Here is a 23,007-nt window from a genome sequence, read left to right on the forward strand (position 1 = left end):
CCGGGCTGACTTCCGACTGTCAGTGGCGGATGGCAGGCTGGTTTCCGTGACCGAGATTGACGCAAAGATCGATGCTCTCGTCCCCGCCTGGCTCACCCTCCCCGACATCGCCGAACAGTTCGGTGTCGAGGTGACGCGTGTGCGGCAGCTGGTCAAGGACGGCCAGCTCATCGCCGTACGCCGCGGTGAGAACCGCGCGCTGCACGTCCCCGCCGCTTTCATCGACGGGGACAAGGTCGTCAAGGGCCTGTCCGGGACCCTGACGCTCCTGCGGGACGACGGCTTCACGGACGAGGAGATGCTGGAGTGGCTCTTCACCCCCGACCCGAGCCTGCCCGGCACCCCGGCGCAGGCACTGAGTGAGAATCGCGGCACGGAGGTGAAGCGCCGCGCCCAGGCGCTCGCGGTCTGACCCCGCCTCGACGGAACAACCGTCCGGTGCCGTGCGAGCGGGGCCGGACCTGAACAACTGCCCGGAGTAAGGGCCGCGGCCCGTGGGGCCACGGTCCCGGGGTGGCTCGCGCCCGCTCGGGGCGGGGGCCACCCGGGCTGCGGCTGCCTTGTCCGCACCGGCACGGGGCGCTCCGGCGCTTTGGTCGCGCCCCGTCCGCAAGGGTGCTTCGGCCGCCCACCCGGCACAGACGCCGGCACGGGCGTCCCGGCGCCCGGTAATCCCACAGGCTCGGGTGCGTCTCGCACCCGTACGCCACCGCCACCGGCACGGGTGTCCGCACCCGTACGCCACCGACACCCAGGGGGACACGCATGCCCGACACCGCCGCCACCACCGCACGGGCTCAGCTCCCCGACGCCCGGGTCTACCTCTGCACCGACGCCCGCAAGCGGCAGGGCGATCTCGTGGAGTTCCTCGATGCCGTGCTGGCCGGTGGGGTCGACATCGTGCAGTTGCGGGACAAGGGCATGGAGGCGGGCGAGGAGCTGGAGCGGCTGGCTGTCTTCGCCGACGCCTGTGCCCGGCACGGGAAGCTGCTCGCGGTCAACGACCGCGCTGACGTCGCCCACGCCGCCGGCTCCCACGTGCTGCACCTCGGCCAGGGCGACCTCCCGGTCCCGGCCGCCCGCGCGATCCTCGGCGACGACGTCCTGATCGGCCGGTCCACGCACGCCGAGTCCGAGGCCGCCGCGGCCGCCGCGCAGGACGGCGTGGACTACTTCTGCACCGGCCCGTGCTGGCCCACCCCCACCAAGCCCGGCCGCCACGCCCCCGGCCTGGACCTCGTCCGGTACACCGCCGCCCTCGGCACCGACCGCCCCTGGTTCGCCATCGGCGGCATCGACCTCGGCAACCTCGACCAGATCCTGGAAGCGGGCGCCCGGCGCGTCGTCGTCGTACGGGCGATCACCGAGGCCGACGACCCGGGCGCGGCGGCGGCCGAGTTCGCGAAGAGGCTGCGGGAGAAGTAGTCCGCCGGTTGGCCGGTTTGTCCAAGGGGTGGACAACAAGTGCACAAATCGGGCAAATATCGATGCCCGGTTGGGGGACCGACCGCCCCTGGCTAACCTGCCCGTATGGCCCTCGGCACCGCATCCATCAGGTCGGACCACGCCCGCACCGTCCGCGACATGCTCGCGACCGGCAAGACGACGTACTCGTTCGAGTTCTACGCGCCAAAGACCCCGAAGGGCGAGCGGAACCTGTGGAACGCGCTGCGCCGGGTTGAGGCGGTGGCGCCCGACTTCGTGTCCGTGACCTACGGCGCGGGCGGTTCCACCCGTGCGGGCACGGTGAAGGCGACCGAGGCGATCGCCTCCGACACCACCCTCACCCCGATCGCGCACCTCACGGCCGTCGACCACTCGGTCGCCGACCTGCGCAACATCATCGGCCAGTACGCCGACGCCGGGATCCGTAACATGCTCGCCCTGCGTGGCGACCCGCCCGGCGATCCGATGGGCGACTGGGTGCCGCACCCCCGCGGTCTCGCCTACGCCGCCGAACTCGTCGAGCTGATCAAGGCGTCCGGCGACTTCTGCGTGGGCGTCGCCGCCTTCCCGGCGATGCACCCGCGTTCCAGCGACTGGGACGCCGACGTCCGCCACTTCGTCGACAAGTGCCGCGCGGGCGCGGACTACGCGATCACGCAGATGTTCTTCCAGCCGGAGGACTACCTGCGGCTGCGTGACCGGGTCGCGGCCGCCGGCTGCGACACCCCGATCATCCCCGAGATCATGCCGATCGCGAGTGTGAAGTCGCTGGCGCGGATCCCGTCCCTCACCAATGCCGCGTTCCCGGACGCCCTGAAAGAGCGGATCCTCACAGCAAAAGACGATCCGGCCGCTGTACGCTCCATTGGGATCGAATTCGCCACGGAGTTCTGTGCGCGGCTGCTCGCCGAGGGCGTGCCCGGCTTGCACTTCATCACGCTCAACAACTCCACGGCGACCCTGGAAATCTACGAGAACCTGGGCCTGCACCACTCATCGCAGGCCTAGACCGTTCGCACCGGTATACGACACACTGCGTAGCGGCCACTGGGAGAGGGGCGTACATGGGCTGGGCGGTCCTCTACATCGCGTTCGGCATCGTCGCGCTGTGGCTGCTGGGCGAGGTGCTGCTGCAGTACAAGGCGCGGCTGCGCTGGCGGCTGCTCGCCTTCGCCGGCTTCCTCGGCGTCGTCGTCGGTGTCCTGATCCCTTCGGTCGTCGTGATCGGACTGGGCGCGGCCGCCTTCGCGGTCGGGCAGACCTACGTCACCCTGTCGTTCCGCAGCGGCTTCGCGGCCGGCTGGGCGATGAACGCCCCGATGCTGGGCGGCAGCAAGCGCCGCCGCGGCGAGCGCGGCCGCCAGGAGCCGACCCTCGAGGTCTCCGGCATGGAGGCGGCGGGCGGCGGCTACGGCGACGAGGGCGGCGACTACCGCCGCGACACCGCCTCCTACGGCCAGGGCGACGACTACGACCGCGACGACGTCTTCACCCCCGCGCGCCCGGTCCATCCGACGGCCGCCGAGACCACCGCCGTCTACGAGCCGCAGCCCATCCCGGACGACACAGGCTCCTACGGCGTCTACGGCGACACCGGGTACCACCAGGGCTCACCCCACGACCAGTACGCCGCCACGGCCCAGGGCACCGACCAGTCCTACGCCTACGACTACTCGGACTACGGCCAGCAGCAGGGCTACGACGCCGCGGACCAGCAGCAGTACGCCGCCTACTCCGACCCGTACATCGGCAATCCGAACTACGGCGCGACCTCGTACGACACCGGCTACGGCGACCAGCAGTACTACGGCCAGCAGCAGGGCTACGGCCAGGACCAGTACGCCGGCACCTACGGCGGCGAGAGCCCGCCCGGCGGTGTGTGGGTCCCGCAGCAGCGCACCGACGAGTACGGGCAGGAGCTGCCGCCGGAGCAGCCGTACCCGTACCAGGGCAACGAGCAGCAGGCGCAGGGCAACGGCTTCGACGAGCAGTACCGTTTCTGAAGCCTGAATCCCGCCGGGGGCGGTGGGCTCACTGGGAGCCCCGGAACCCCGGCCCCTCCACGACCAGTCCCGCGACCAGCGCGCCCGACATGCCGGCGTGCGGCAGTCCGCCGCCGGGGTGCGCCCAGCCGCCGACGGTGAACAGGCCGGGCACACGCGTGCTGTTGGACGGGTGCAGCAGCCGCCCGTCGGCCGCCGCCAGCGCCTGCGCCGGCACCGCCCCGCCCTCCGCGCCGGTCGCCTCGGCGATGTCGGCCGGAGTGCGCACCTCGTGCCAGAGGAGACGGTCGCGCAGGTCGGGTATGGCGCGTTCGGCGACGCTGATCATGGTGTCGGCGAGGGCGGCGTAGACCTCGCAGCGTTCATCGGGCCGGGCGGGCACCACCGTCGTGAGGGTGACCGCCTCGTGATCCCGGTCCGGGACCAGCGCCGGGTCGTCGGGCCGCAGGACCGTGACCGTGGGCTGCGGATTGGCCTGAGCCGTGCCGAACAGGGCGTCCAACTCGGCCTCCCGGTCCGCCGCGTGCACCACCGTGCGGTGTGCCGTGCCCTCGGGGCGGGCGCCGCGCAGGCCCAGCAGCACCGTGAGCCGACTGGCCGACGCGGGCTGCGGCGGCACCTCGCCCGCACCCCGCACCACCGTCCCCGCCGTCAGCCGGTCCAGTGTGCCGGGCGCGATACCGGCGACCACGAAGTCCGCCTCCGCGACCGTCCCGTCGGCGAGTTCCACTCCCGATGCCCGGCCGTCCTTCTCCAGCACCCCGGTCACGCCGGCGCCGAAACGGAACTCGACCCTGCGGGCCACGCACCGCTCGTACACCGCCCGCGCCAGCTCGCGCAGGCCTCCACGCACGTACCAGACGCCGAAGGCGTGCTCCATGTACGGGAGTACGGCCGCGCTCGCCGGGGTGACCCGGGGGTCCAGGCCGTGGGTGAGGGCGTGGCTCTCCAGGAGTGCGGCGAGCCGGGGGTCACGCAGCTCCCAGGCGCCGATCTCGGCGAGCGTGCCGGCCCGGCGGGTGCGCAGCAGCCGCTTGTGGGGCACCGCCGGGTAGGGCTCGCGCTCGGCCAGCACCTGCCAGTTCGGCCACAGTGGCTCCTCCAGGAGCGGGCGGCGGGTCCGGTCCCAGGCCTCGCGGGCCCGGACCAGGAAGTCGCCCCACCGGTTCCCGGTGCCCGGGCCGAGACCCTCGTCCAGGGCGGTGACGACGCCCGCGCGCGAGGCGTTCGGCAGGGACACCCGGGTGCCGTCCGCGAACACGTGCCGGGACGAGGGGTCGACCTGGACCAGTTCGACGCACGCCTCCAGCGGCTCCTTGCCGGTCTTGACGAACAGATCGCGATAGACGGCCGGCAGGGGGAGCAGGCCGGGGCCCGTGTCGAAGGAGAACCCGTCACGCTCGAAGCGGCGCAGCGCTCCGCCGTACGTGTCCGTCCGCTCGTACACCGCCACCCGGTGGCCCGCGACGGCCAGCCGGGCGGCAGCCGTCAGCGCGCCCATCCCGGCGCCGATCACCGCAATCCGTGCCATGCCAAGGACTCTATCCGCCCCCACCGACAGCCCTGCTGACAGCGCCTTCTGGTGCCGCGTGCGCAGGGCTGAGTACCAGTACCTAGTGGGGGAGTTGAGTACGTGCGCGGATGGGGGAGTACCGGCGGGAACGAGAGAGTGGAGACACGGAAAGGGGCACGGCTCCGGCACCGGCGACACGGGGCGCCGGAACGGGGCCGGCCCGCGATCCGCTCCTTCCGCCGACCGCGTCGGCGGGAGCGAGGCACGGGGGAGAACCGGGGGACGACCGAACGGGGGTCCTGCGGGGACGCACGGGGGAGCAGGAAAACGGGGGAGCAGGGAAGGCGCCGGTTCGAGGTGGCCCGCGGGGGACGCGGCCACAGCGGACCGGCGCCTTCACGTCTGCGCCGGGTGCGCCCTCAGCGGCAGCCGCTCACCCTCCCCTGGAGCAGCCGGGACAGGGCCGCGTGCACATCGTCCAGGGAGCGCTCCGGCTGGAAGGACTTCCAGTCGAGCGCGGCCACCAGGACCATGCCGACCAGCGCGGACGCGGTCAGCGGGACGTCGATCTCCTCGCTGAACTCGCCGCCCGCGACGCCCTCGCGCAGTGCGTCCTCCACGACCGCGACGGCCTGCTGCCTGACCACCATCAGCGTGGACTGCCAGGTCCGGTTGGTGCGCCACAGCTCGGCCACGTACAACTGGGTGAAGGCCGGGTAGCGGTCGATGAAGACCAGACCCGCGCGGATCATCGCGTCCAGGGCGTCGACCTTGGTGCCGCCCTCCCGGGCGGTCCGCTCGGCCGCTTCCCGGAGGGAGGCGGTGAGGAGGCCCACTCCGTGTCGCAGCAGTTCCTCGAACAGGACGGACTTGCTCGCGAAGTTGTAGTAGACCGTGCCCTTCGCGACTCCGGCACGCTCGGCGATCTCGTCCACGGTCGTGGCGGAGAAGCCCTGCTCGGCGATGAGCGTGACGGCCGCCTCGTAGAGCTTCTGCCGGGTGGCCTCGCGGCGCGTGCTGCCGCCCGACGTTGCACTGCTGCTTTCCATGGCCCTGATTGTCACAGGAACCTTTCCTGGAGGGGTGACGGTAGGGCTCACAGGCTCAGCTCCGGGTGCAGCCGGTCCAGCGTCCACACCTGGCGGCGCCGGGCCGCCACGGCGGTCAGCGCGAGGGCGCCCGCGGTGAACGCCGTCAGCACCATGCACGCGTGCCACACGGGTTCCAGGCCGCCGCCCGTGATGAGCCTCCTGAGGGCCTCCACGACGTAGCTCATCGGCAGGAAGGGGTGGAGCGCGTTGAAGAAGCCGGGGCTGGTCTGCACGGGGTACGTGCCGCCCGCCGACGTGAGCTGGAGCATCAGCAGGGCGAGGACGAGGATCCGGCCCGCCGCCCCGAAGCGCGCGTTCAGCCACTGCACGATCGCCGCGAAGCACGCCGTCACCAGGAACAGGAAGCCCACCGTCCCGGCCGCCCGCGCCATCTCCAGGCCGACCGCCCAGTGCAGCACCGACATCAGGGCCACCGTCTGGAGCACCCCGATCGCCACCACCGGCAGCCAGCCGGCCAGCGCGATCCGCCACGCCGAGGCGCCCGCGGCGAGTGCGCGCCGGTTCATCGGAGCGATCAGCATGTACGCCACCATCGCGCCCACCCACAGCGACAGCGGGATGAAGTACGGGGCGAAGCCGGTGCCGTAGTTGGGCGCCTTGTGCAGGTCCTGGGAGGCGAGCCGTACGGGGTCGGCCATGACCTCGGTGCGCCGGTCGCGGTCCTGCTTGCCGTAGTCGGGGATCTGCTCGGCCCCGTCGTGCAGTCCGCCGGCGAGCTTCCCGGAGCCGCCGACGAGCTTGTACATGCCGCCGTTGAGGTCGTCCGCGCCGGTCTTCAGATCGCCGACACCCTTGTCGAGGTCGGTGGCACCGGTCTTGGCCGTGCCGATCCCCTTGTGCAGTTTCTTCGCACCCGCGGCGACCTCGGCCGCCCCGTCGTTCAGCTTGTTGATCTTCTTGACGGCGTCGTCGAGGTCCTCGGAGAGGTGCGGCGCGCGGTCGGCGAGGGCCTGGGACTGCTTCTGGAGGGTGGCGAGGTGCTTGTCGAGCTTCGTCAGGTCGCCGTTCTGGTCCGCGATCAGCTTGTCGAGGTCGTCGGCGACGGTGGCCACGTCGGCGGCCGCGTCCTTGGCCTTCTTCAGGTCGGCGCAGGCGGCGTCGGGCAGCACGGGGTCGTCGCAGCGCCTGGCGTAGACGCCGTTCAGGGTGTCCGACGCCGTACGGGCGCCCTTGGCGGCGGCCGGGGCCCGCTCCGCCAGGGTGTCCAGGTGCTTGCGGATCGCGCCGGAGGAGTCGGCGACGAGCTGGGCCGTGTCGCCGATGGTCTTCTCGTTGCCCTTCAGGAAGGGGCCCACCTTGCCGGCGTTCGTGTTGACCTTGTCGGCGAGCCTCTGCGTGCCTTCGGCGACCCGCTTCGTGCCGTCCGCCACGGCGCCCGCGCCCTTGTTGAGCTTCTTCAGGCCCGTGGACAGCTTCCCGCTGCCGTCCTTGGCGTCCTTGAGGCCGTCGGCGAGGTCCTTGGAGCCCTTCTCGGCCTTGCCGATGCCGCCCTTGAGCTTGTCGGCGCCCTTCGCGGCCTTCACGGTCTCGCCGTGGATGTCGGAGAACGACACGAAGATCTTGTCCAGGAAGGACCGCGACGTCTTCGTGGACGCGGCCTGGCGCACCTCGCTGAACACCGTCCGGGAGATCTGCCCGACGATGTAGTTGTTCGCGTCGTTGGTGCGTACCTGGAGGGCGCCGGTCTCCGGGGACTTCCCGGAGCTGGAGGCGATCCGCTCACTGAACTCCTCGGGCATGGTGAGCGACAGGTAGTAGGTGCCGTCCTCGACGCCCCTGCGGGCCTCGGCGGCGCTCACCTCGCGCCAGTCGAAGGTCTTGCTGTCGCGCAGCCTCTCCGTGATGTCGTCGCCCGCCGTGACCTTCTTCCCGTCGGCGGTCGCCCCCTTGTCGGCGTTCACGAGCGCCACGGGGATACGGTCCAGCCGGCCGTAAGGGTCCCAGAACGACCACAGGTACAGCGCGCCGTACAGCAACGGCAGCACCAGCAGCGCGACCAGTGCGGCGCGCGGCAGCTTCCCCCGGCCGAAGCGGCGGAGCTCAAGCGCGGCCAGTTTCGGCGAGCGCATCGGCCTTCTCCTTGTCCTCGCTCTGATGGGTGCCCTCATGGGTGCTCTGCCGGGTGGACACCTTGACGGCGCCCTCGGGGGCCTCGGTGCACACCGCCACGACCGTCGTCCCGGCGTCGGCGAGGGACCTGAGCAGGGTCCAGACCTCGTCCCGCTCGCCGTCCGAGAGCTTGAGGTCGATGTCGTCGACTCCGAGCAGCCGCGGCCGGGCGACGAGGGCGAGGGCGACCGACAGCCGCAGCGCCTCCAGGCGCTCCAGATCGCGTACGGCCGTACGGGGACCCTTGGGCAGCGCCTCCAGGTCGAGTCCGGCCGCGGCCAGCGCGGTGTCGACCCGCAGCCGGGCCTCGGCCGCCCGCTCGCCGCGGGGCCGCAGCAGCCCGCGCAGGGAGTCGCCGAACCGCTTTTGGAGCAGGGCCCGTTCGCGCAGGTGCTCGCCGACGGTGAGAGCCGGGTCGAGGTCGGTGACCCCGGGCACGTGGGCCAGGGCGCTGACGCGGCGCACCGCCGACACCTGCTTGGGGAGTCTGGTGCCGCCGACGGCCGCGGCGCCCTCCGTGATCTTCATCCGTCCCGTCAGCGCGAGCAGCAGGCACGTACGGCCGGACCCGGACGGGCCCTCGACCGCGATGAGTGATCCCGGCTCGGCGTCGACGGACATCCCGCGGAACGCCCACCCGCGCGGCCCCTTGATCCCAAGGCCGTCGGCGGCGACCCGCACCCCTCCCGTTTGTTCCCCCACGGGGCTCCCCTGAATGTGAGCATGAATTTGAACTGACTGGTCAGTGCAAAAACTACTCCGAACCTACGATCGAAGCAAAACCGCAGGTCGGAACGGATTGTCAGTGCCATACCTCACGATGGGTCACATACGGCACTCCGTGGGAGGAGCCGCCGTCACACGACGACAGGAGGTTCGTCATGGCCAGCTACCACGCAGCAGCCGCCCGCCGGCGCCGCGCCACCGGCCCTGCCCCCTCACTGACCGGCCCGGCGAGCGACGTACACCCCGTGCTGCGCCGGGCCACGGCCCCGCCCGCCGCCCTCGACCTTCTCGCCCAGGCCCGCTCCGGTCTCGACGAGGCCACCGCCCTGGACACACCGAACGAGCGCTACGCGACGGCCCATCTCGCCGCCCTCCGCACCGCCGCCGCCGTCCTCGCCGCCCGGGGGAGGCCCGAGACCTCGACCCGGGCCCGGACCAAGATCCGGAGCGCCTGGGAAGTGCTCCCCGAGATCGCACCCGAACTGACCGAGTGGAGCGCGCTGTTCGCCGCCGGCGCCCGGCGCCGGGCCCGCGCCGAGGCGGGCATCCAGGGCGCGGCGAGCGTCCGGGACGCCGACGACCTGATACGGGACGTGTCGATGTTCCTCCGCCTCGTCGAGCGCATGCTGGTCCTCCAGCCGGTCCTCCCGCAGCCCCGCCCGGACCAGGACCGGCCGGAGGATCCCGGCGCGGGGAGGGGCATGCCGGACGCCGGCTGACCGGGTACCGGCGCTGCGGATCCGCCCGGCCGGCACCGGCTCAAGTCCATGCCGGGACCGCTCATGCGGGCTGCCCCGTCCGAGGCAATAGGGTGGGAGACGCCTGAAGTCTTCCCTCCCCGCAGCCGGGGCCGGGGGAGGCACCCCGTTTCGCTCCGCCGCGCAAGAGGCGGTGCCGCGCCGAGGAGTCAACTGCCGTGTCGGACCCGATGCGCCCACCCGTCTCCCACCACCACCCTGAACCGACATCGCTGCGCCCCGGCCCTTCTCGATCTCGCGCCTCACTCCGTACCGCCGTGGTCTGGGAAGTGCTCCAGGAGGCCCTGGAGCGCCGGGTCAAGGCCACGGGCCGGGAGTCGCTGGACGTCCTCGACACCGGAGGCGGCAGCGGCAACTTCGCGGTGCCCGCAGCCCGCCTCGGCCACCGGGTCACCGTCGTCGACCCCAGCCCCAACGCGCTGTTCGCCCTGGAGCGCCGCGCCGCCGAGGCCGGCGTCGCCGACCGGGTGAAGGGCGTGCAGGGCGACGCCCATGGCCTCTTCGACGTGGCCGAGCGCGGCGGCTACGACGCGGTGCTGTGCCACGGCGTCCTGGAGTACGTGGACGACCCCGCCGAGGGCGTCCGCAACGCGGTGGCAGCCCTGCGCCCGGAGGGCGTCCTGAGCCTGCTCGCCGCCGGTCTCGGGGGTGCCGTGCTCGCCCGCGCCCTCGCCGGTCACTTCAAGGAGGCCAAGCAGGCGCTCGACGACCCGAACGGCCGATGGGGCACGGGTGACCCCGTGCCGCGCCGCTTCACCGCCGAGCAGCTCACCGGACTCGTCGAGGGCGCGGGCCTGCGGGTCGGCGCCGTGCACGGCGTGCGGGTCTTCGCCGACCTCGTGCCCGGCGTCCTCGTGGACACCGAGCCCGGAGCCCTGGAAGCGCTGCTGAAGCTGGAGGAGGCCGCGGCCGAGCTGTCGGCCTTCCACTCGGTGGCCACGCAGCTGCATGTGCTGGGTGAGACCGGCGGGGCCGCCGAGACCAGTGAGGCCGGCGAGACCGGTGGGGCAGTCGAGGCCTGAGCCGCTTCGTGGGGTACCACCCCTGATCAGCGCCTTGACTGTGCATGGAGTACGCCACAGGCCCCCCGAATGGGGGCTTGGCGCCGTATGATCGAGGGAGACCGTTCCGGCATGACGGGTCGGCCGCCGGGGAATGGAAGCCTCAGCGAGCCAGGGCCGTCCATGGCGGATTCCGGTTGGTCAGTTGGCGCAGAGGGGCGGGTTTCACGGGGGCGATTCCCTGCCTATCCTGAAGAGACCCCCCGGGTCGCCCCGGCGACTGCACGATGAGGAGGACTCCGTGCCGCTCTCGGAGCACGAGCAGCGCATGCTCGAGCAGATGGAGCGAGCGCTGTACGCCGAAGATCCCAAGTTCGCGACGGCGCTCGAGGGAAGCGGGCTGCGTACGTACACCCGGCGACGGGTCTACCAGGCGGTCGCGGGCTTCCTCGTAGGTATTGCGCTCCTCATGGCCGGAATGGTCGCCAAGCAGGTCTGGCTCAGCGTCGTGGGCTTCCTCGTCATGCTGGGCTGTGCGGTGCTCGCCGTGACCGGCTGGCGCAAGGCCCCCAAGCCGGGCGAACAGGCGGCAGGCGCCGCCGGACCGCAAGCCCGCCGCCAGGGCGGCCGGCAGCGGCGCTCCATGATGGACCGCATCGAGCAGCGCTGGCAGAAGCGCCGCGACGAACAGGGCGGCCACTAGCCCGGAGCGCAGCTCTCGGGGACTACGCGAAGACGTGAGTCAGGGGGTGACCACCGACCAGGTGGTCACCCCCTGACGCATGCCCTTGACGCATGCCATGGGTTCAGCGGGTTCAGCCCTGCTGCCCCGATGCCTTCCGCCACGTCGGCCGCATCGCCAGGACGCGTTCCCGCACCCCGGACCACCAGGCCGACGCCGCCCAGACCACGCGCACCGTGGAGCGTGGGGCGAGGACCGCGCGGAGCCTGGCACCCCTGCCGACCGCGGCGCTCAGACCCGCTGCCGCACGGCGGACGTCGTCCGCGATGCCTGCCGTCGGCCGGGGCTGGGGCGCGTACAGGACTTGTTCCACCGCGTTGGCCACCCGGTGCACCGAGGTCGCGGCCGGCCCATCGAGCCCGCCCAGTCCGACGATGCGGGCGGCCGCCTTGCGCGGGGTCTGTGACTCGTCCGGCGTGATGCCGAAGTCCCACGCGGTGTCGGTCAGCTCCTGCCAGACGGCCAGCGTGTACGGCGCCGCGTCCGCCTCGCCGCGGCCATGTGCCCCCAGCCGAACCGTGCGCGTCCGCAGGCGCCACAGCATCGGGGCCAGGGGGAGTGCCAGGGCGGCGAGACCCGCCAGGGCCCAGGCCAGGATCGCGTACCACTTCGGGCCGCCGTCGTCCGTGGGCAGCGCCGCCTGCGGGGACTCGCTCGCGCACCCGCCGTCCAGCTTCTTCTGCTCCGGTGTGCAGCTCTCGCTGGCGGAGGGCGTCGCGGACGGCGCGGCGGACGAGGTCTCGGTCGGGCGCGCCGCGTCCGGCACCGAGCTGCCCGGGTCGTCCGGCAGGGTGTACGACGGCATCGAGCCGCGGTTCGGAGTCGGCTCGAAGCGGGTCCAGCCCACGCCCTCGAAGTACAGCTCGGGCCAGGCGTGCGCGTCCCGAAGCCCCACCGACACCGAGCCGTCCGCCTGCGGGGAACCGGGTGCGAAGCCCACGGCGACCCGGGCCGGTATGTCCAGGGAGCGGGCCATCGCCGCCATCGCGAAGGAGAAGTGGACGCAGAAGCCCTGCTTGTCCTTCAGGAAGCGGGCGATCGCCTGCGAGCCGCTGCCGACCTGCACCTGGGTGTCGTACTCGAAGCCGCCGGTCACGGCGAACCAGTCCTGGAGCTTGACCGCCTGGTCGTACGGGTCGGCCGCGCCCTCGGTGACCTTGCGGGCCGTGCTCGCCACCACCGAGGGCAGCGAATCGGGCAGCTTGGTGAAATCGCGCTCGATGGACGTCGGCGGCCGTGGCGCCGAGGCCAGCTGCTCCGCCGTCGGCTGCACGTCCAGGCTCTTGACTTGGTACGTCAGGCCTCGGGTGTTCTGGCCGTGATCGCCGACCAGCGTCATGCCAAGGGGCTCGTAACGCCAGTTGCCCCGGATGTTCACCCCGCTCGGCGGATACGGCATCGGCAGCCAGTCCTGGGCGTACCAGTCGGCCGCGGAGATCGTGGTGTCGACCTCCGTGCGCTTCACGTCCGGGCCGAGGCCGACCGGCGTCGGGAACGTGCCGTCGGGGAGGGCGGTGATGGACCGGCGGGACGGCTTCCAGGTGGTGCCGTCGAAGTCGTCCAGGGACACGATCCGCAGATACAGGTCCGAGACGTCCGGCATCTTGGTCTTCACGGACAGGACCTGCTGGTCCTCGTCCGCGTTCAGGCTGTCCCGCAGCGACACCAGCGGGTTCACGGCGGAGATCGTGCCCCCGCCGCCCGCGCCGCCCCCGGCGCCCGCGCCCACCGAGTCCAGCAGGCCGCCGTTCATCGCGGGCAGGCCGATCGGAACCACCAGGGCGATGCCCAGCGCGACCACGCCGATCCGACGGCCGGTGCGGACCGGGGCGACCGCGCCGCTCTGCTCCCCTCCGGCCGTGCGCGAGGAGGCCCCGCCGAAGACCCGCCCCCACTGCGAGAGGCGGTCCCGCCCCTCGGCCAGGAGCAGCATCAGATAGCCGGCAGCCGCGACCAGGAACCACAGCCAGTCCGTGCCCCCGTCGGACAGCCCCGCGGCCACGGAGTACAGCGCGAGCAGCGGCAGCCCGGCCGGTGCGGCGCTGCGGAAGGTCACCGCGAGGGTGTCCACCAGCAGCCCGATGACCAGGACCCCGCCGATGAGCATCAGCCGTATGCCGTCGGACTCCAGAGGGGCCGGGATCGCGTACCGCGCGACGTCGTCCCCGCCCTGCCGGAGCAGGACCGCGAAGCGTTCGAGGGCCTCCGGCCCCGGGACCAGACCGGCGAGGGCCTGTTCACGAACGAACACGAACGTCAGCAGAAACACCGTGACCACGGCCTGCGCCGCGACCGTGAGCGGCCGGGCCAGCGGCACCCTGCGAGCCGCGGCACCCACGCCCGCCTGCACGCCCAGCAGGAAGGCCGCCTGCACGATCCACGTGGCCGGTTTGACGAGGGGCAGCAGGGCGCACGCGGCCATCAGCGTGGCCGCCCACGCGCCCAGCGTCAGTCGTATCCGCCCGCTCATCACGGCCCCTCCCCGCCGCCGGCCACGGCCACGCCCCTGCGCTCCCGGTCCGCCTGTCGCCACAGGTCGTCCAGGGAGGCCCCCCGCGGCACGCGCAGAGTCGTCCAGCCCGCCTCGCGCAGCATGCGCAGCCGCTCCTCGCTCCCGTCCAACGGACCGGGCACCTCACTCGGTTCCCGCATCCAGGTCTCGCTGTCCAGCACGAACGCGACCGCACCTCCGCCGCGCTGCCGCATCCTGGCCACCACGGCCGCCTGCTCCTCGTCCAGATCGCCGAGGAAGGCCACCAGCAGCCCCTCGTTCCCGCCGCGCAGCACGTCGTAGGCCAGGGACAGGCCCGCGCCGTCGGAGTGGTCGATCACCGCGAGGGTGTCCATCATCAGCCCGGCCGCGTCCGCCGACCCCTGGCTCGCGCCCGCGAAGCCGTCGCCGCCCTCGCCGGGCACCGCGCTGCCGGTGTCGGTCAACAGCCGTACCGAGAAGCCGCGTTCGAGCATGTGCACCAGCACGGACGCGGCGCCCGCCACGGCCCACTCGAAGGCCGCGTCCGGGCCCGCGCCCTGGAAGGCGATGCCCCGGGTGTCGAGCAGCACCGTGCAACGGGCGCGCTGCGGCTGCTCCTCGCGGCGCACCATCAACTCGCCGTAGCGGGCCGTGGAGCGCCAGTGCACCCGGCGCAGATCGTCGCCGTAGCGGTACCCTCGCGGGATCACGTCGTCCTCGCCGGCCAGCGCGAGCGAACGCTGCCGCCCGTCGCCGTACCCCTTCGCCTCGCCGCTGAAGCGCACGGGAGCCAGCGGCTCCACGCGCGGGATCACCGTCAGGTTGTCGTACGTCGAGAAGGACCGGGTCAGCTCGCACATGCCGAACGGGTCGGTCAGGCGCAGCTGGAGCGGGCCCAGCGGGTAGCGGCCGCGCAGGTCGGAGCGCACCCGGTAGGACACCTCGCGCCGGCCGCCCGCCTCCACCCGGTCCAGCACGAAGCGCGGCCGGGGGCCGAGCACGTACGGCACCCGGTCCTGGAGCATCAGCAGGCCCGTGGGCAGCCGCGAGACGTTGTCCATCCGCAGGTGGACCCGGGCCTCGCTGCCGGCGGGCACACGCGCGGGGGAGAGCCGGCGGCTGCCGGCGACCCGGTAGCGCGTGCGGTACAGGACCGTCGCGCACACCAGCGGCAGCACCGCCAGCAGCAGACCCACGCGCAGCAGGTCGCTCTGCCCGAGCACGTACGAGCAGACGGCGGCCGCGACGCCGGCGGCCAGGAAGGAGCGTCCGCGGGTGGTCAGACCGGCCAGGGCGGTGCGGATGCCGCCCTTCTCGTCCCGGTCGGCCTCCGTGTGCCCCGTCCCCGCGGTGGTCATCACAGCCTCCGCGGCGGCTGCTGGGGATACGCCGGCACACCGCGGTCCAAGCCGCCGAAGCCGCTCTGCGGATGCGGCGCCGCCGGAACCGGCGTGCGCTGCAGGATCTCCTCGACGACCTGCTCGGAGGTGCGGCGGTTGAGCTGAGCCTGGGCGGTGGGCAGCAGGCGGTGGGCCAGGACGGCGACGGCCAGGGCCTGCACATCGTCCGGCAGCGCGTACTCCCGGCCGCTGAGGGCCGCTGACGCCTTCGCCGCGCGCAGCAGATGCAGCGTCGCGCGCGGGGAGGCGCCCAGTCTGAGGTCGGGGTGCGTGCGCGTGGCGCCGACCAGGTCCACCACGTAGCGCCGGACCGGGTCGGCGACGTGCACGCCGCGCACCGCCTCGATCAGCTTGAGGATCTCGTGCGCGTGGGCCACGGGCTGGAGGTCCTCCAGCGGCGAGACGCCGCCGTGCACGTCCAGCATCTGCAACTCGGCCTCCGCGCTCGGGTAGCCGACCGAGACCCGGGCCATGAAACGGTCGCGCTGGGCCTCCGGCAGCGGGTAGGTGCCCTCCATCTCGACCGGGTTCTGCGTCGCCACCACCATGAAGGGGCTGGGCAGTTCGTAGCTGCTGCCGTCGATGGTGACCTGGCGCTCCTCCATCGACTCCAGGAGCGCGGACTGCGTCTTGGGCGAGGCGCGGTTGATCTCGTCGCCGATCACGACCTGCGCGAAGATCGCGCCCGGCTTGAACTCGAAGTCACGGCGCTGCTGGTCCCAGATGGACACACCGGTGATGTCCGACGGCAGCAGGTCGGGCGTGAACTGGATACGCCGCACCGAGCAGTCGATGGACCGCGCCAGTGCCTTGGCGAGCATCGTCTTGCCGACGCCCGGGACGTCCTCGATCAGCAGATGTCCCTCGGCCAGCAGTACGGTCAGCGAGAGCCGTACGACCTCGGGCTTGCCCTCGATCACGCCTTCCACCGACTCCCGCACCCGCTCCACCACGGCGGTCAGATCAGTGAGGCTCGCTCGATCGTCATAGGTCGTCACCCGGCCCTCCTCGGCCTTTCCCGTGCTCCCAGGGAGCACGGGATACCCCATTTTCCCGGGTCGACGCCGCATGACGCGCGCCGACCCACCCCGAACCACGGACACCACGCGTGAAACGCTCAGCGTGACGTCACTCCCGCATTCTTGCTGCCGTTACCGATTCGTGTCACTCGACTGTGGATAACTGGCCGCGATATGTCGGCCTTGCGACCTTTCGAACGCGTGACTGACAGGTTTTCGACAGCTGCGGCGGGCCGGCTCCGGGGTGGTGACCAGGGACGGGTGACCAGGTCAGGAGGCGGGGTCGATCTCCCGCAGCAGGCCCGTCCCGACGTCGTAGACGAACCCGCGGACGTCGTCGGTGTGGGGCAGGAACGGCGAGGTGCGCACGCGCCGCATCGACTGCCGTACGTCCTGGTCGACGTCCTGGAAGGACTCCACCGCCCAGGCCGGGCGCTGGCCGACCTCGGCCTCGAGGTCGCTCCGGAAGTCCTCGGTGAGGGTCTCCATGCCGCAGCCGGTGTGGTGGACGAGGACGACGCTCCGCGTCCCCAGCTTGCGCTGGCTGATCGTGAGGGAGCGGATCACGTCGTCGGTGACGACGCCGCCGGCGTTGCGGATCGTGTGGCAGTCACCGAGCTGGAGGCCGAGCGTGGCGAGCGGGTCGAGGCGGGCGTCCATGCAGGCCACGACGGCCACGTGCAGGGCGGGCTTGGCGTCCATCCCGGCGTGGCCGAAGTCGGCCGCGTACCTGGTGTTGGCGTCGACGATACGGTCCGTGACGGTGCCGCTTCCGGCTATGGCGCTCTCCGAACCCAGGGGAACTGATGCAGAAGTCGTCATATCCATGACGGTACTGGTCACGACTGTTCCGGGCCCGCTGTGAGAGAGGACAAAGAACGCCATCGGGCCTTGGAGTGAGGTAACCCACAAGGGTGGTGTGCCTGCCGCTCGCGACGCGCAGGCCGGTTGATTGACCGGGAGACACGGTGGACTAAAGTGACGCGAAGCGGGAGGCGAGACTCTCCCCGCTGGACTGATTTCCCCGGAGACCCGGCGACGCCCGGCGATCTCCCCACGTGCGCGGCGCGTACGTACGGCTCGGCCTCCTCCCGCTCCCGGTCGGCTGACGCTTCCGGCGCCGGCAGGCCTCCCCTTCAGCAGCGGGCGGGGACCCGGCGGTGCGTGGGCCCGCGCCGGATCTGAGAGGCCCCCTTGAGCTCTAGTCGACACGTCCCGGTGATGCTCCAGCGGTGCCTGGACCTGCTGGCACCCGCCCTGGAGGGCCCGGAGCCGGTGGTCGTCGACTGCACCCTCGGCCTCGGCGGCCACAGCGAGGCACTCCTCGAGCGGTTCCCCGAGGCCCGGCTCGTCGCCCTCGACCGCGACAAGGAGGCGCTGCGCCTGTCCGGCGAGCGTCTCGCGCCCCACGGAGAGCGCGCCACCCTCGTCCACGCGGTGTACGACGAACTGCCCGAGGTGCTGCGCAAGCTCGGCATCGCGCGCGTGCAGGGCGTCCTGTTCGACCTCGGCGTCTCCTCCATGCAGCTCGACGAGGCCGACCGCGGCTTCGCCTACGCCCAGGACGCGCCGCTCGACATGCGGATGGACCAGACGACTGGCGCCGGCGCCGCCGAGGTCCTCAACACCTACCCGCCGGGCGAACTCGTCCGAATCCTCCGCGTGTACGGCGAGGAGAAGCAGGCCAAGCGGATCGTCTCCGCGGTCGTGCGCGAGCGCGAGAAGGAGCCGTTCAGCAACAGCGCCCGGCTGGTCGAGCTGATCCGGGACGCCCTGCCACAGGCCGCCAAGCGCACCGGCGGCAACCCGGCCAAGCGCACGTTCCAGGCCCTGCGCATCGAGGTCAACGGCGAGCTCGCCGTCCTGGAGCGGGCGATCCCGGCCGCTGTGAAGACGCTCGGCGTGGGCGGGCGGATCGCGGTGCTGTCGTACCACTCGCTGGAGGACCGGCTGGTCAAGCAGGTGTTCGCGGCGGGCGCCGCCACCACCGCGCCGCCCGGACTGCCCGTCGTGCCCGAGCGTTACCAGCCGCGGCTCAAGCTGCTCACGCGCGGTGCCGAACTCCCCACGGAAGAGGAGATCGCCGAGAACCGGCGGGCGGCACCGGCGCGGCTGCGCGGGGCGCAGCGCATCAGAGAGGACGTCGAGTGAGCCACGTGCAGGGGCGGCCTGGGGTTCCGGACCCGAGGGAGCGTGCGTGAGCAGTAAACCCGAACTGAAGGGGAGGGCGGCACGTCTCGCGCGGCTCTTCCCGGCCGGCACCGCGCGGGCGGCCCGCATGCCGTTCGTGCTCCTCGTGGTCCTCCTCCTCGGCGGCGGTCTCATCGGCCTCCTGGTGCTGAACTCGGCCCTCAGCGAAGGCGCGTTCAAGCTCGACGACCTCCAGCGCGAGACCAAGAGCCTCACCGACGAGGAACAGGCCCTCCAGCGGGACATCGACGCCTACTCCGCCCCGGAGGCCCTTCAGCGCCGCGCCCGCGAGCTCGGCATGGTGCCCGGCGGCGACCCCGCCTTCCTCGACCGCGACGGCACCGTCAAGGGCGTCCCCAGCGCCGCCCCCGGCGCCTGGCAGAGCGCCGCGCACATCCCCTTGGTCCTCGCCCCCGAGGCCATGCCCAACGGCCCCGCTCCGACCCCCGGCAGGTGACGGAAGTGTCCGACAGGGAACCCCCGCGCCGCCGGGTACCGGGCCCCGCCGGGCCCGGCTGCCTCCGTGATCTTGGTGTTCGTCCGGCCCTCGGCGAGGCTTCCGCTCGCGGGCTCGCGGCGGCTCGGGTCCTCGGCCGGGCGGCTCGGGTGTCCGTCAGGCGGTCGCCGCTGTGCGCCGCCGGCCCCCAGGCGGCGTCCCGGCCCCGGGGCCCGTCCGGCCCGGCGGCCGTCCCCCAGGCCCGGTGCCGGCCCGGCCGTGCGCCCGCCACCGTGTCCGTCAGCCCCCAGACCGCTCCGACCCCCGGCAGGTGACGGAAGTGTCCGACAGGGAACCCCCGCGCCGCCGCGTGCCCGGCCCCGCCAGGCCCGCTCGGCCCGATGCCCGGCGGCGTCCCGGCCCCGGTGCCCGTCCGGCCCGGCGGCCGTCCCAGGCCCGGCCGGGAGCGTCCCGGCCCCTGCGGCTGGGCAGCCCCCGCCCCCGGCTGCGCCTGGTCGGGCTCGCGCTGACGCTGGTGATGATCGCCTTCGTCGTACGGCTGTTCCAGGTGCAGGCCGTCGACGCGAGCACCTACGCCGCCAAGGCCGAGCAGAACCGGTACGTCGGGCAGGTGCTGGCCGCGGACCGGGGCGAGATCACCGACCGGTCCGGTGTGGCCCTGGCGACCAGTGAGGACGCCTACGACATCACGGCCGACCCCACGATGTTCGCCCCGGACCACCTGAAGATCGGTGACGGGCCCGAGCAGGCCGCCGCGCTCCTCGCGCCGATCCTCGGCCAGGACCAGGAGGCCCTGGTCAAGAAGCTGCGGCCGAAGAACAAGTCCCTGCGCTACACGAAGCTGGCCTCCCGCCAGACCCCGCAGGTCTGGAAGCAGATCAAGGACCTGAAGTCCGCGCTGGCCAAGAAGTCGGAGACGGAGAAGAACACCCACAACGTCCTCGCGGGCGTCTTCTCCGTCGGAACCAGCAAGCGCGTGTACCCCAACGGCGACCTCGCCGCCGGGATACTGGGCTGGGTCAACGGCGAGGGCAAGCCCGGCGGCGGCATCGAACTCCAGCTGGACAAGCAGCTGGCCGGCAAGGACGGCAAGATCCGCTACGCCCAGTCCGGCGGCCGGCTCGTCCCCACCGTGGGTTCCACCGAGACACCCGCCGTGCCCGGCACCGACGTCGAGCTCACCATCGACCGCGACATCCAGTGGGCCGCCCAGAAGGCCATCACCGACCAGGTGAAGGAGTCCGCGGCCGACCGCGGCTACGTCATCGTCCAGGACACCCGCACCGGCCAGATCCTGGCCATGGCCAACTCACCCGGCTTTGACCCCAACGACCTGTCCGACGCCGACTCGGCCGCGCTCGGCAACGCGGCCGTCCAGGACGCCTTCGAGCCCGGCTCCACCGCCAAGGTCATGTCGATGGCCGCGGTCCTCCAGGAGAACACCGCCACACCGATGACCCACGTCGTCGTGCCCAACCGGCTGCACCGCGGCGACCGGCTCTTCAAGGACGACATCGACCACCCGACCTGGTACCTGACGCTCAACGGCGTCCTCGCCAAGTCGAGCAACATCGGCACCATCCTCGCCACCGGCCAGCTCGGCAAGACCCAGGCCCAGTCCAACAAGGTCCTCTACGACTACCTGCGCAAATTCGGCCTCGGCAGTTACACCGGCCTCGGCTTCCCCGGCGAGACCAAGGGCATCCTCGCCCCGCCCGACAAGTGGTCGACCTCGCAGCAGTACACGATTCCTTTCGGCCAGGGCGTCTCCATCAACGCCATGCAGGCGGCGTCCGTGTACTCGACCATCGCCAACGGCGGCGTCCGCGTCGAACCCACGCTCGTCCGCGGCACCAAGGGCCCCGAAGGCCGCTTCACCCCGGCCCCCGAGCCGAAGAAGACCCGGGTCGTCAGCGCCAAGACGGCGAAGACCCTCGCCCAGATGCTGGAGTCCGTCGTGGACGACGAGGAGGGCACCGGCACCAAGGCGCGCATCCCCGGCTACCGCGTCGCGGGCAAAACAGGCACGGCCAACCGCGTGGATCCGGCCACCGGCAAGTACCACGGCTATACCTCGTCGTTCGCCGGCTTCGCGCCCGCCGACAAGCCCCGCGTCACCGTCTACTGCGCCATCCAGAACGCCACCCAGGGCAGCTACTTCGGCGGCCAGATCTGCGGCCCCGTCTACAAGCAGGTCATGGAGTTCGCACTGAAGTCCCTCCAGGTCCCGCCGACCGGAGCCAAAGCGGCGAAGCTGCCCGTCTCCTTCCAGAACTGAACCCCGAGCCCTGATCAGCACCGAGCACCACCGAGCCACCAGGACCGCCCCGTGACAACGATCACCCCCGACCCCGGGAACCAGAGCGCTGCCGCCACCTCACTTCGCCCGGAGGCGGGTACGCCCGGTACGCTCACCGCCGTGCCACACGCTGATCAGTCCCAAACCACCCAGAAGGGGCATCCCGTGACATACCCCGGGCCGCCCAGGCCGGTGCAGGTCTCCGCCACACCCCTCGCGGAACTCTCCGATCAGCTGGGTGCCCCCGCGCCGGAGAGCGCCGCCGAGGTCACGGGCATCACCCACGACTCACGCGCCGTGCGCCCCGGCGACCTCTACGCCGCTCTCCCGGGCGCCCGGCTGCACGGCGCCGACTTCGTCACGCAGGCCGCCGGCCTCGGCGCGGCCGCTGTGCTGACCGACCCCACCGGCGCGGAGCGCGCCGCGGAGTCCGGGCTGCCGGTCCTCGTCGTCGACGACCCCCGCGCGCGGATGGGCGAGCTGGCCGCCACGATCTACGGCCACCCCGGCCGGGGCCTGCTCCAGATCGGGATCACCGGTACCTCCGGCAAGACCACCACCGCCTACCTCGTCGAGGGCGGCCTGAAGACCGTCAGGTCCACGGACGAGGGGGGCCGGCGCGTAGCGCCGTCGGTTGAGGGCGGTGGTGGGCGACGGGTGGGCCTGATCGGCACGGTCGAGATGCGCATCGGCGACGAGCGCATCAAGTCCGAGCGCACCACCCCCGAAGCCACCGACCTCCAGGCCCTGTTCGCCGTCATGCGCGAGCGCGGCGTCGACGCGGTCGCCATGGAGGTCTCCAGCCACGCCCTGGTCCTCGGCCGGGTCGACGGCTGTGTCTTCGACATCGGCGTCTTCACCAACCTCAGCCCGGAGCACATGGAGTTCCACTCCGGCATGGAGGACTACTTCCAGGCCAAGGCGCAGCTCTTCACGCCGAAACGCGGCAAACTCGGCGTGGTCAACGTCGACGACGAGTACGGCCGCAGGCTGGCGAAGGAAGCCACCGTCCCGGTCGTCACCTACTCCGCGGAGGGCCACCCCGACGCCGACTGGCGCGCCGAGGACGTCGAGGTCGGCCAGCTCGACTCGACGTTCACCGTCATCGGGCCCAAGGGCGAGCGGATCAGCGCCAAGTCACCGCTGCCGGGCCCCTTCAACGTGGCCAACACCCTCGCCGCGATCGTCGCCCTCGCCGCCGCCGGCCTCGACCCGCAGGCCGCCGCCGACGGTGTCGCCGCCGTACCCGGCGTGCCGGGCCGCCTGGAGCGCGTGGACGCCGGACAGCCCTACCTCGCGGTCGTCGACTACGCCCACAAGACCGACGCCGTCGAGTCCGTGCTGCGCGCCCTGCGCAAGGTCACCGAGGGCAAGGTGCACATCGTCCTCGGCTGCGGCGGCGACCGCGACAAGACCAAGCGCGAGCCGATGGGGGCCGCGGCGGCCCGGCTCGCCGACACCGCCACATTGACCTCCGACAACCCCCGCGGCGAGGACCCCCTCGCGATCCTCGCCACGATGCTCCAGGGCGCGGCCTCCGTGCCCGCGCACGAGCGCGGCGAGGTGCAGGTCTTCGAGGACCGGGCCGCCGCGATCGCCGCCGCCGTCGCCCGTGCCGAGCCCGGAGACACCGTGCTGGTCGCGGGCAAGGGCCACGAGCAGGGCCAGGACATCGCCGGGGTGGTCCGTCCCTTCGACGACCGCCAGGTGCTTCGCGAAGCCATTCAGAAGACCCAGGGATGAAATCCCGCATGATCCA

Annotated in this window: 19 protein-coding genes; 11 read left to right on the forward strand and 8 right to left on the reverse strand. The window is 72.4% G+C overall.

The window, feature by feature from the left end:
- Nucleotides 1–46: 46 nt before the first annotated feature.
- The 4 genes from OG542_RS29915 (at nucleotide 47) to OG542_RS29930 (ending at nucleotide 3,449) form a co-directional block, all read left to right on the forward strand.
- The gene (locus tag OG542_RS29915; RefSeq protein WP_031131943.1) at nucleotides 47–412 is read left to right on the forward strand and encodes an Rv2175c family DNA-binding protein; all 366 of its coding nucleotides are present in this window, start codon (nucleotides 47–49) and stop codon (nucleotides 410–412) included.
- Nucleotides 413–765: 353 nt separating this feature from the next.
- Nucleotides 766–1,425, forward strand: a complete 660-nt coding sequence (gene thiE, locus OG542_RS29920; RefSeq protein WP_328414829.1) for a thiamine phosphate synthase — start codon at nucleotides 766–768, stop codon at nucleotides 1,423–1,425.
- 105 nt (nucleotides 1,426–1,530) lie between these two features.
- Entirely contained in the window at nucleotides 1,531–2,454 is a 924-nt protein-coding gene (gene metF, locus OG542_RS29925) for a methylenetetrahydrofolate reductase [NAD(P)H] (RefSeq protein ID WP_311125216.1), read from the forward strand.
- Nucleotides 2,455–2,510: 56 nt separating this feature from the next.
- Complete coding sequence (locus OG542_RS29930) at nucleotides 2,511–3,449, forward strand: SCO2102 family sporulation regulator (RefSeq protein WP_328414831.1); 939 nt, start codon at nucleotides 2,511–2,513, stop codon at nucleotides 3,447–3,449.
- Nucleotides 3,450–3,477: 28 nt separating this feature from the next.
- Here the strand turns inward: OG542_RS29930 and OG542_RS29935 are convergent, their stop codons facing one another.
- The 4 genes from OG542_RS29935 to OG542_RS29950 all read right to left on the reverse strand — a co-directional run bounded on the left by OG542_RS29935 (nucleotide 3,478) and on the right by OG542_RS29950 (nucleotide 8,885).
- Nucleotides 3,478–4,980 (reverse strand): phytoene desaturase family protein, encoded by a 1,503-nt coding sequence (locus tag OG542_RS29935; protein WP_328414833.1) that lies wholly within the window; start codon nucleotides 4,978–4,980, stop codon nucleotides 3,478–3,480.
- A 401-nt stretch (nucleotides 4,981–5,381) separates the two neighbouring features.
- The gene (locus tag OG542_RS29940) at nucleotides 5,382–6,011 is read right to left on the reverse strand and encodes a TetR/AcrR family transcriptional regulator (RefSeq protein ID WP_311125213.1); all 630 of its coding nucleotides are present in this window, start codon (nucleotides 6,009–6,011) and stop codon (nucleotides 5,382–5,384) included.
- A 47-nt stretch (nucleotides 6,012–6,058) separates the two neighbouring features.
- Nucleotides 6,059–8,143, reverse strand: coding sequence for a YhgE/Pip domain-containing protein (locus OG542_RS29945; RefSeq protein WP_328414835.1), 2,085 nt, complete (start codon nucleotides 8,141–8,143; stop codon nucleotides 6,059–6,061).
- Nucleotides 8,115–8,885 carry an ATP-binding cassette domain-containing protein gene (locus tag OG542_RS29950; RefSeq protein WP_328414837.1) on the reverse strand — a complete coding sequence of 257 codons (771 nt, stop codon included), beginning with the start codon at nucleotides 8,883–8,885 and terminating at the stop codon, nucleotides 8,115–8,117. Before OG542_RS29950 ends, OG542_RS29945 begins: the two co-directional genes overlap by 29 nt.
- A gap of 179 nt (nucleotides 8,886–9,064) precedes the next feature.
- Here OG542_RS29950 and OG542_RS29955 point away from each other — a divergent pair, with 179 nt between their 5' ends.
- The 3 genes from OG542_RS29955 to OG542_RS29965 all read left to right on the forward strand — a co-directional run bounded on the left by OG542_RS29955 (nucleotide 9,065) and on the right by OG542_RS29965 (nucleotide 11,371).
- Complete coding sequence (locus OG542_RS29955; protein ID WP_311125210.1) at nucleotides 9,065–9,628, forward strand: SAV_6107 family HEPN domain-containing protein; 564 nt, start codon at nucleotides 9,065–9,067, stop codon at nucleotides 9,626–9,628.
- A 197-nt stretch (nucleotides 9,629–9,825) separates the two neighbouring features.
- On the forward strand, nucleotides 9,826–10,689 hold the full coding sequence (locus tag OG542_RS29960; protein ID WP_328414840.1) for a methyltransferase: 864 nt from the start codon (nucleotides 9,826–9,828) through the stop codon (nucleotides 10,687–10,689).
- Between the two features lie 280 nt (nucleotides 10,690–10,969).
- Nucleotides 10,970–11,371 carry a DUF3040 domain-containing protein gene (locus OG542_RS29965; protein WP_189729100.1) on the forward strand — a complete coding sequence of 134 codons (402 nt, stop codon included), beginning with the start codon at nucleotides 10,970–10,972 and terminating at the stop codon, nucleotides 11,369–11,371.
- A 112-nt stretch (nucleotides 11,372–11,483) separates the two neighbouring features.
- On the opposite strand, the gene OG542_RS29970 is transcribed toward OG542_RS29965, so the two are convergent.
- The 4 genes from OG542_RS29970 to OG542_RS29985 form a co-directional block, all read right to left on the reverse strand.
- Nucleotides 11,484–13,880 carry a transglutaminase TgpA family protein gene (locus tag OG542_RS29970; RefSeq protein WP_328414842.1) on the reverse strand — a complete coding sequence of 799 codons (2,397 nt, stop codon included), beginning with the start codon at nucleotides 13,878–13,880 and terminating at the stop codon, nucleotides 11,484–11,486.
- The gene (locus tag OG542_RS29975; RefSeq protein WP_328414844.1) at nucleotides 13,880–15,241 is read right to left on the reverse strand and encodes a DUF58 domain-containing protein; all 1,362 of its coding nucleotides are present in this window, start codon (nucleotides 15,239–15,241) and stop codon (nucleotides 13,880–13,882) included. Before OG542_RS29975 ends, OG542_RS29970 begins: the two co-directional genes overlap by 1 nt.
- Nucleotides 15,241–16,281: an AAA family ATPase gene (locus OG542_RS29980; RefSeq protein ID WP_328414846.1), complete on the reverse strand. Its 1,041-nt coding sequence runs from the start codon at nucleotides 16,279–16,281 to the stop codon at nucleotides 15,241–15,243. The genes OG542_RS29975 and OG542_RS29980 overlap by 1 nt, the downstream gene beginning before the upstream one ends.
- Before the next feature lie 291 nt (nucleotides 16,282–16,572).
- The gene (locus OG542_RS29985; protein ID WP_328414848.1) at nucleotides 16,573–17,187 is read right to left on the reverse strand and encodes a beta-class carbonic anhydrase; all 615 of its coding nucleotides are present in this window, start codon (nucleotides 17,185–17,187) and stop codon (nucleotides 16,573–16,575) included.
- 309 nt (nucleotides 17,188–17,496) lie between these two features.
- On the opposite strand from OG542_RS29985, the gene rsmH reads away from it, so the two are divergent.
- From rsmH to OG542_RS30005, 4 genes are all read left to right on the forward strand, one after another.
- Entirely contained in the window at nucleotides 17,497–18,453 is a 957-nt protein-coding gene (rsmH, locus tag OG542_RS29990) for a 16S rRNA (cytosine(1402)-N(4))-methyltransferase RsmH (protein ID WP_328414850.1), read from the forward strand.
- 46 nt (nucleotides 18,454–18,499) lie between these two features.
- The gene (locus tag OG542_RS29995) at nucleotides 18,500–18,949 is read left to right on the forward strand and encodes a septum formation initiator family protein (protein WP_261681870.1); all 450 of its coding nucleotides are present in this window, start codon (nucleotides 18,500–18,502) and stop codon (nucleotides 18,947–18,949) included.
- A 319-nt stretch (nucleotides 18,950–19,268) separates the two neighbouring features.
- Complete coding sequence (locus OG542_RS30000) at nucleotides 19,269–21,227, forward strand: peptidoglycan D,D-transpeptidase FtsI family protein (RefSeq protein WP_328414853.1); 1,959 nt, start codon at nucleotides 19,269–19,271, stop codon at nucleotides 21,225–21,227.
- Between the two features lie 186 nt (nucleotides 21,228–21,413).
- Nucleotides 21,414–22,991: a UDP-N-acetylmuramoyl-L-alanyl-D-glutamate--2,6-diaminopimelate ligase gene (locus OG542_RS30005; RefSeq protein WP_328414855.1), complete on the forward strand. Its 1,578-nt coding sequence runs from the start codon at nucleotides 21,414–21,416 to the stop codon at nucleotides 22,989–22,991.
- The last annotated feature ends 16 nt before the right edge of the window (nucleotides 22,992–23,007 follow it).

It is taken from the genome of Streptomyces violaceus (assembly GCF_036014075.1).
GTDB lineage: Bacteria > Actinomycetota > Actinomycetes > Streptomycetales > Streptomycetaceae > Streptomyces > Streptomyces violaceus.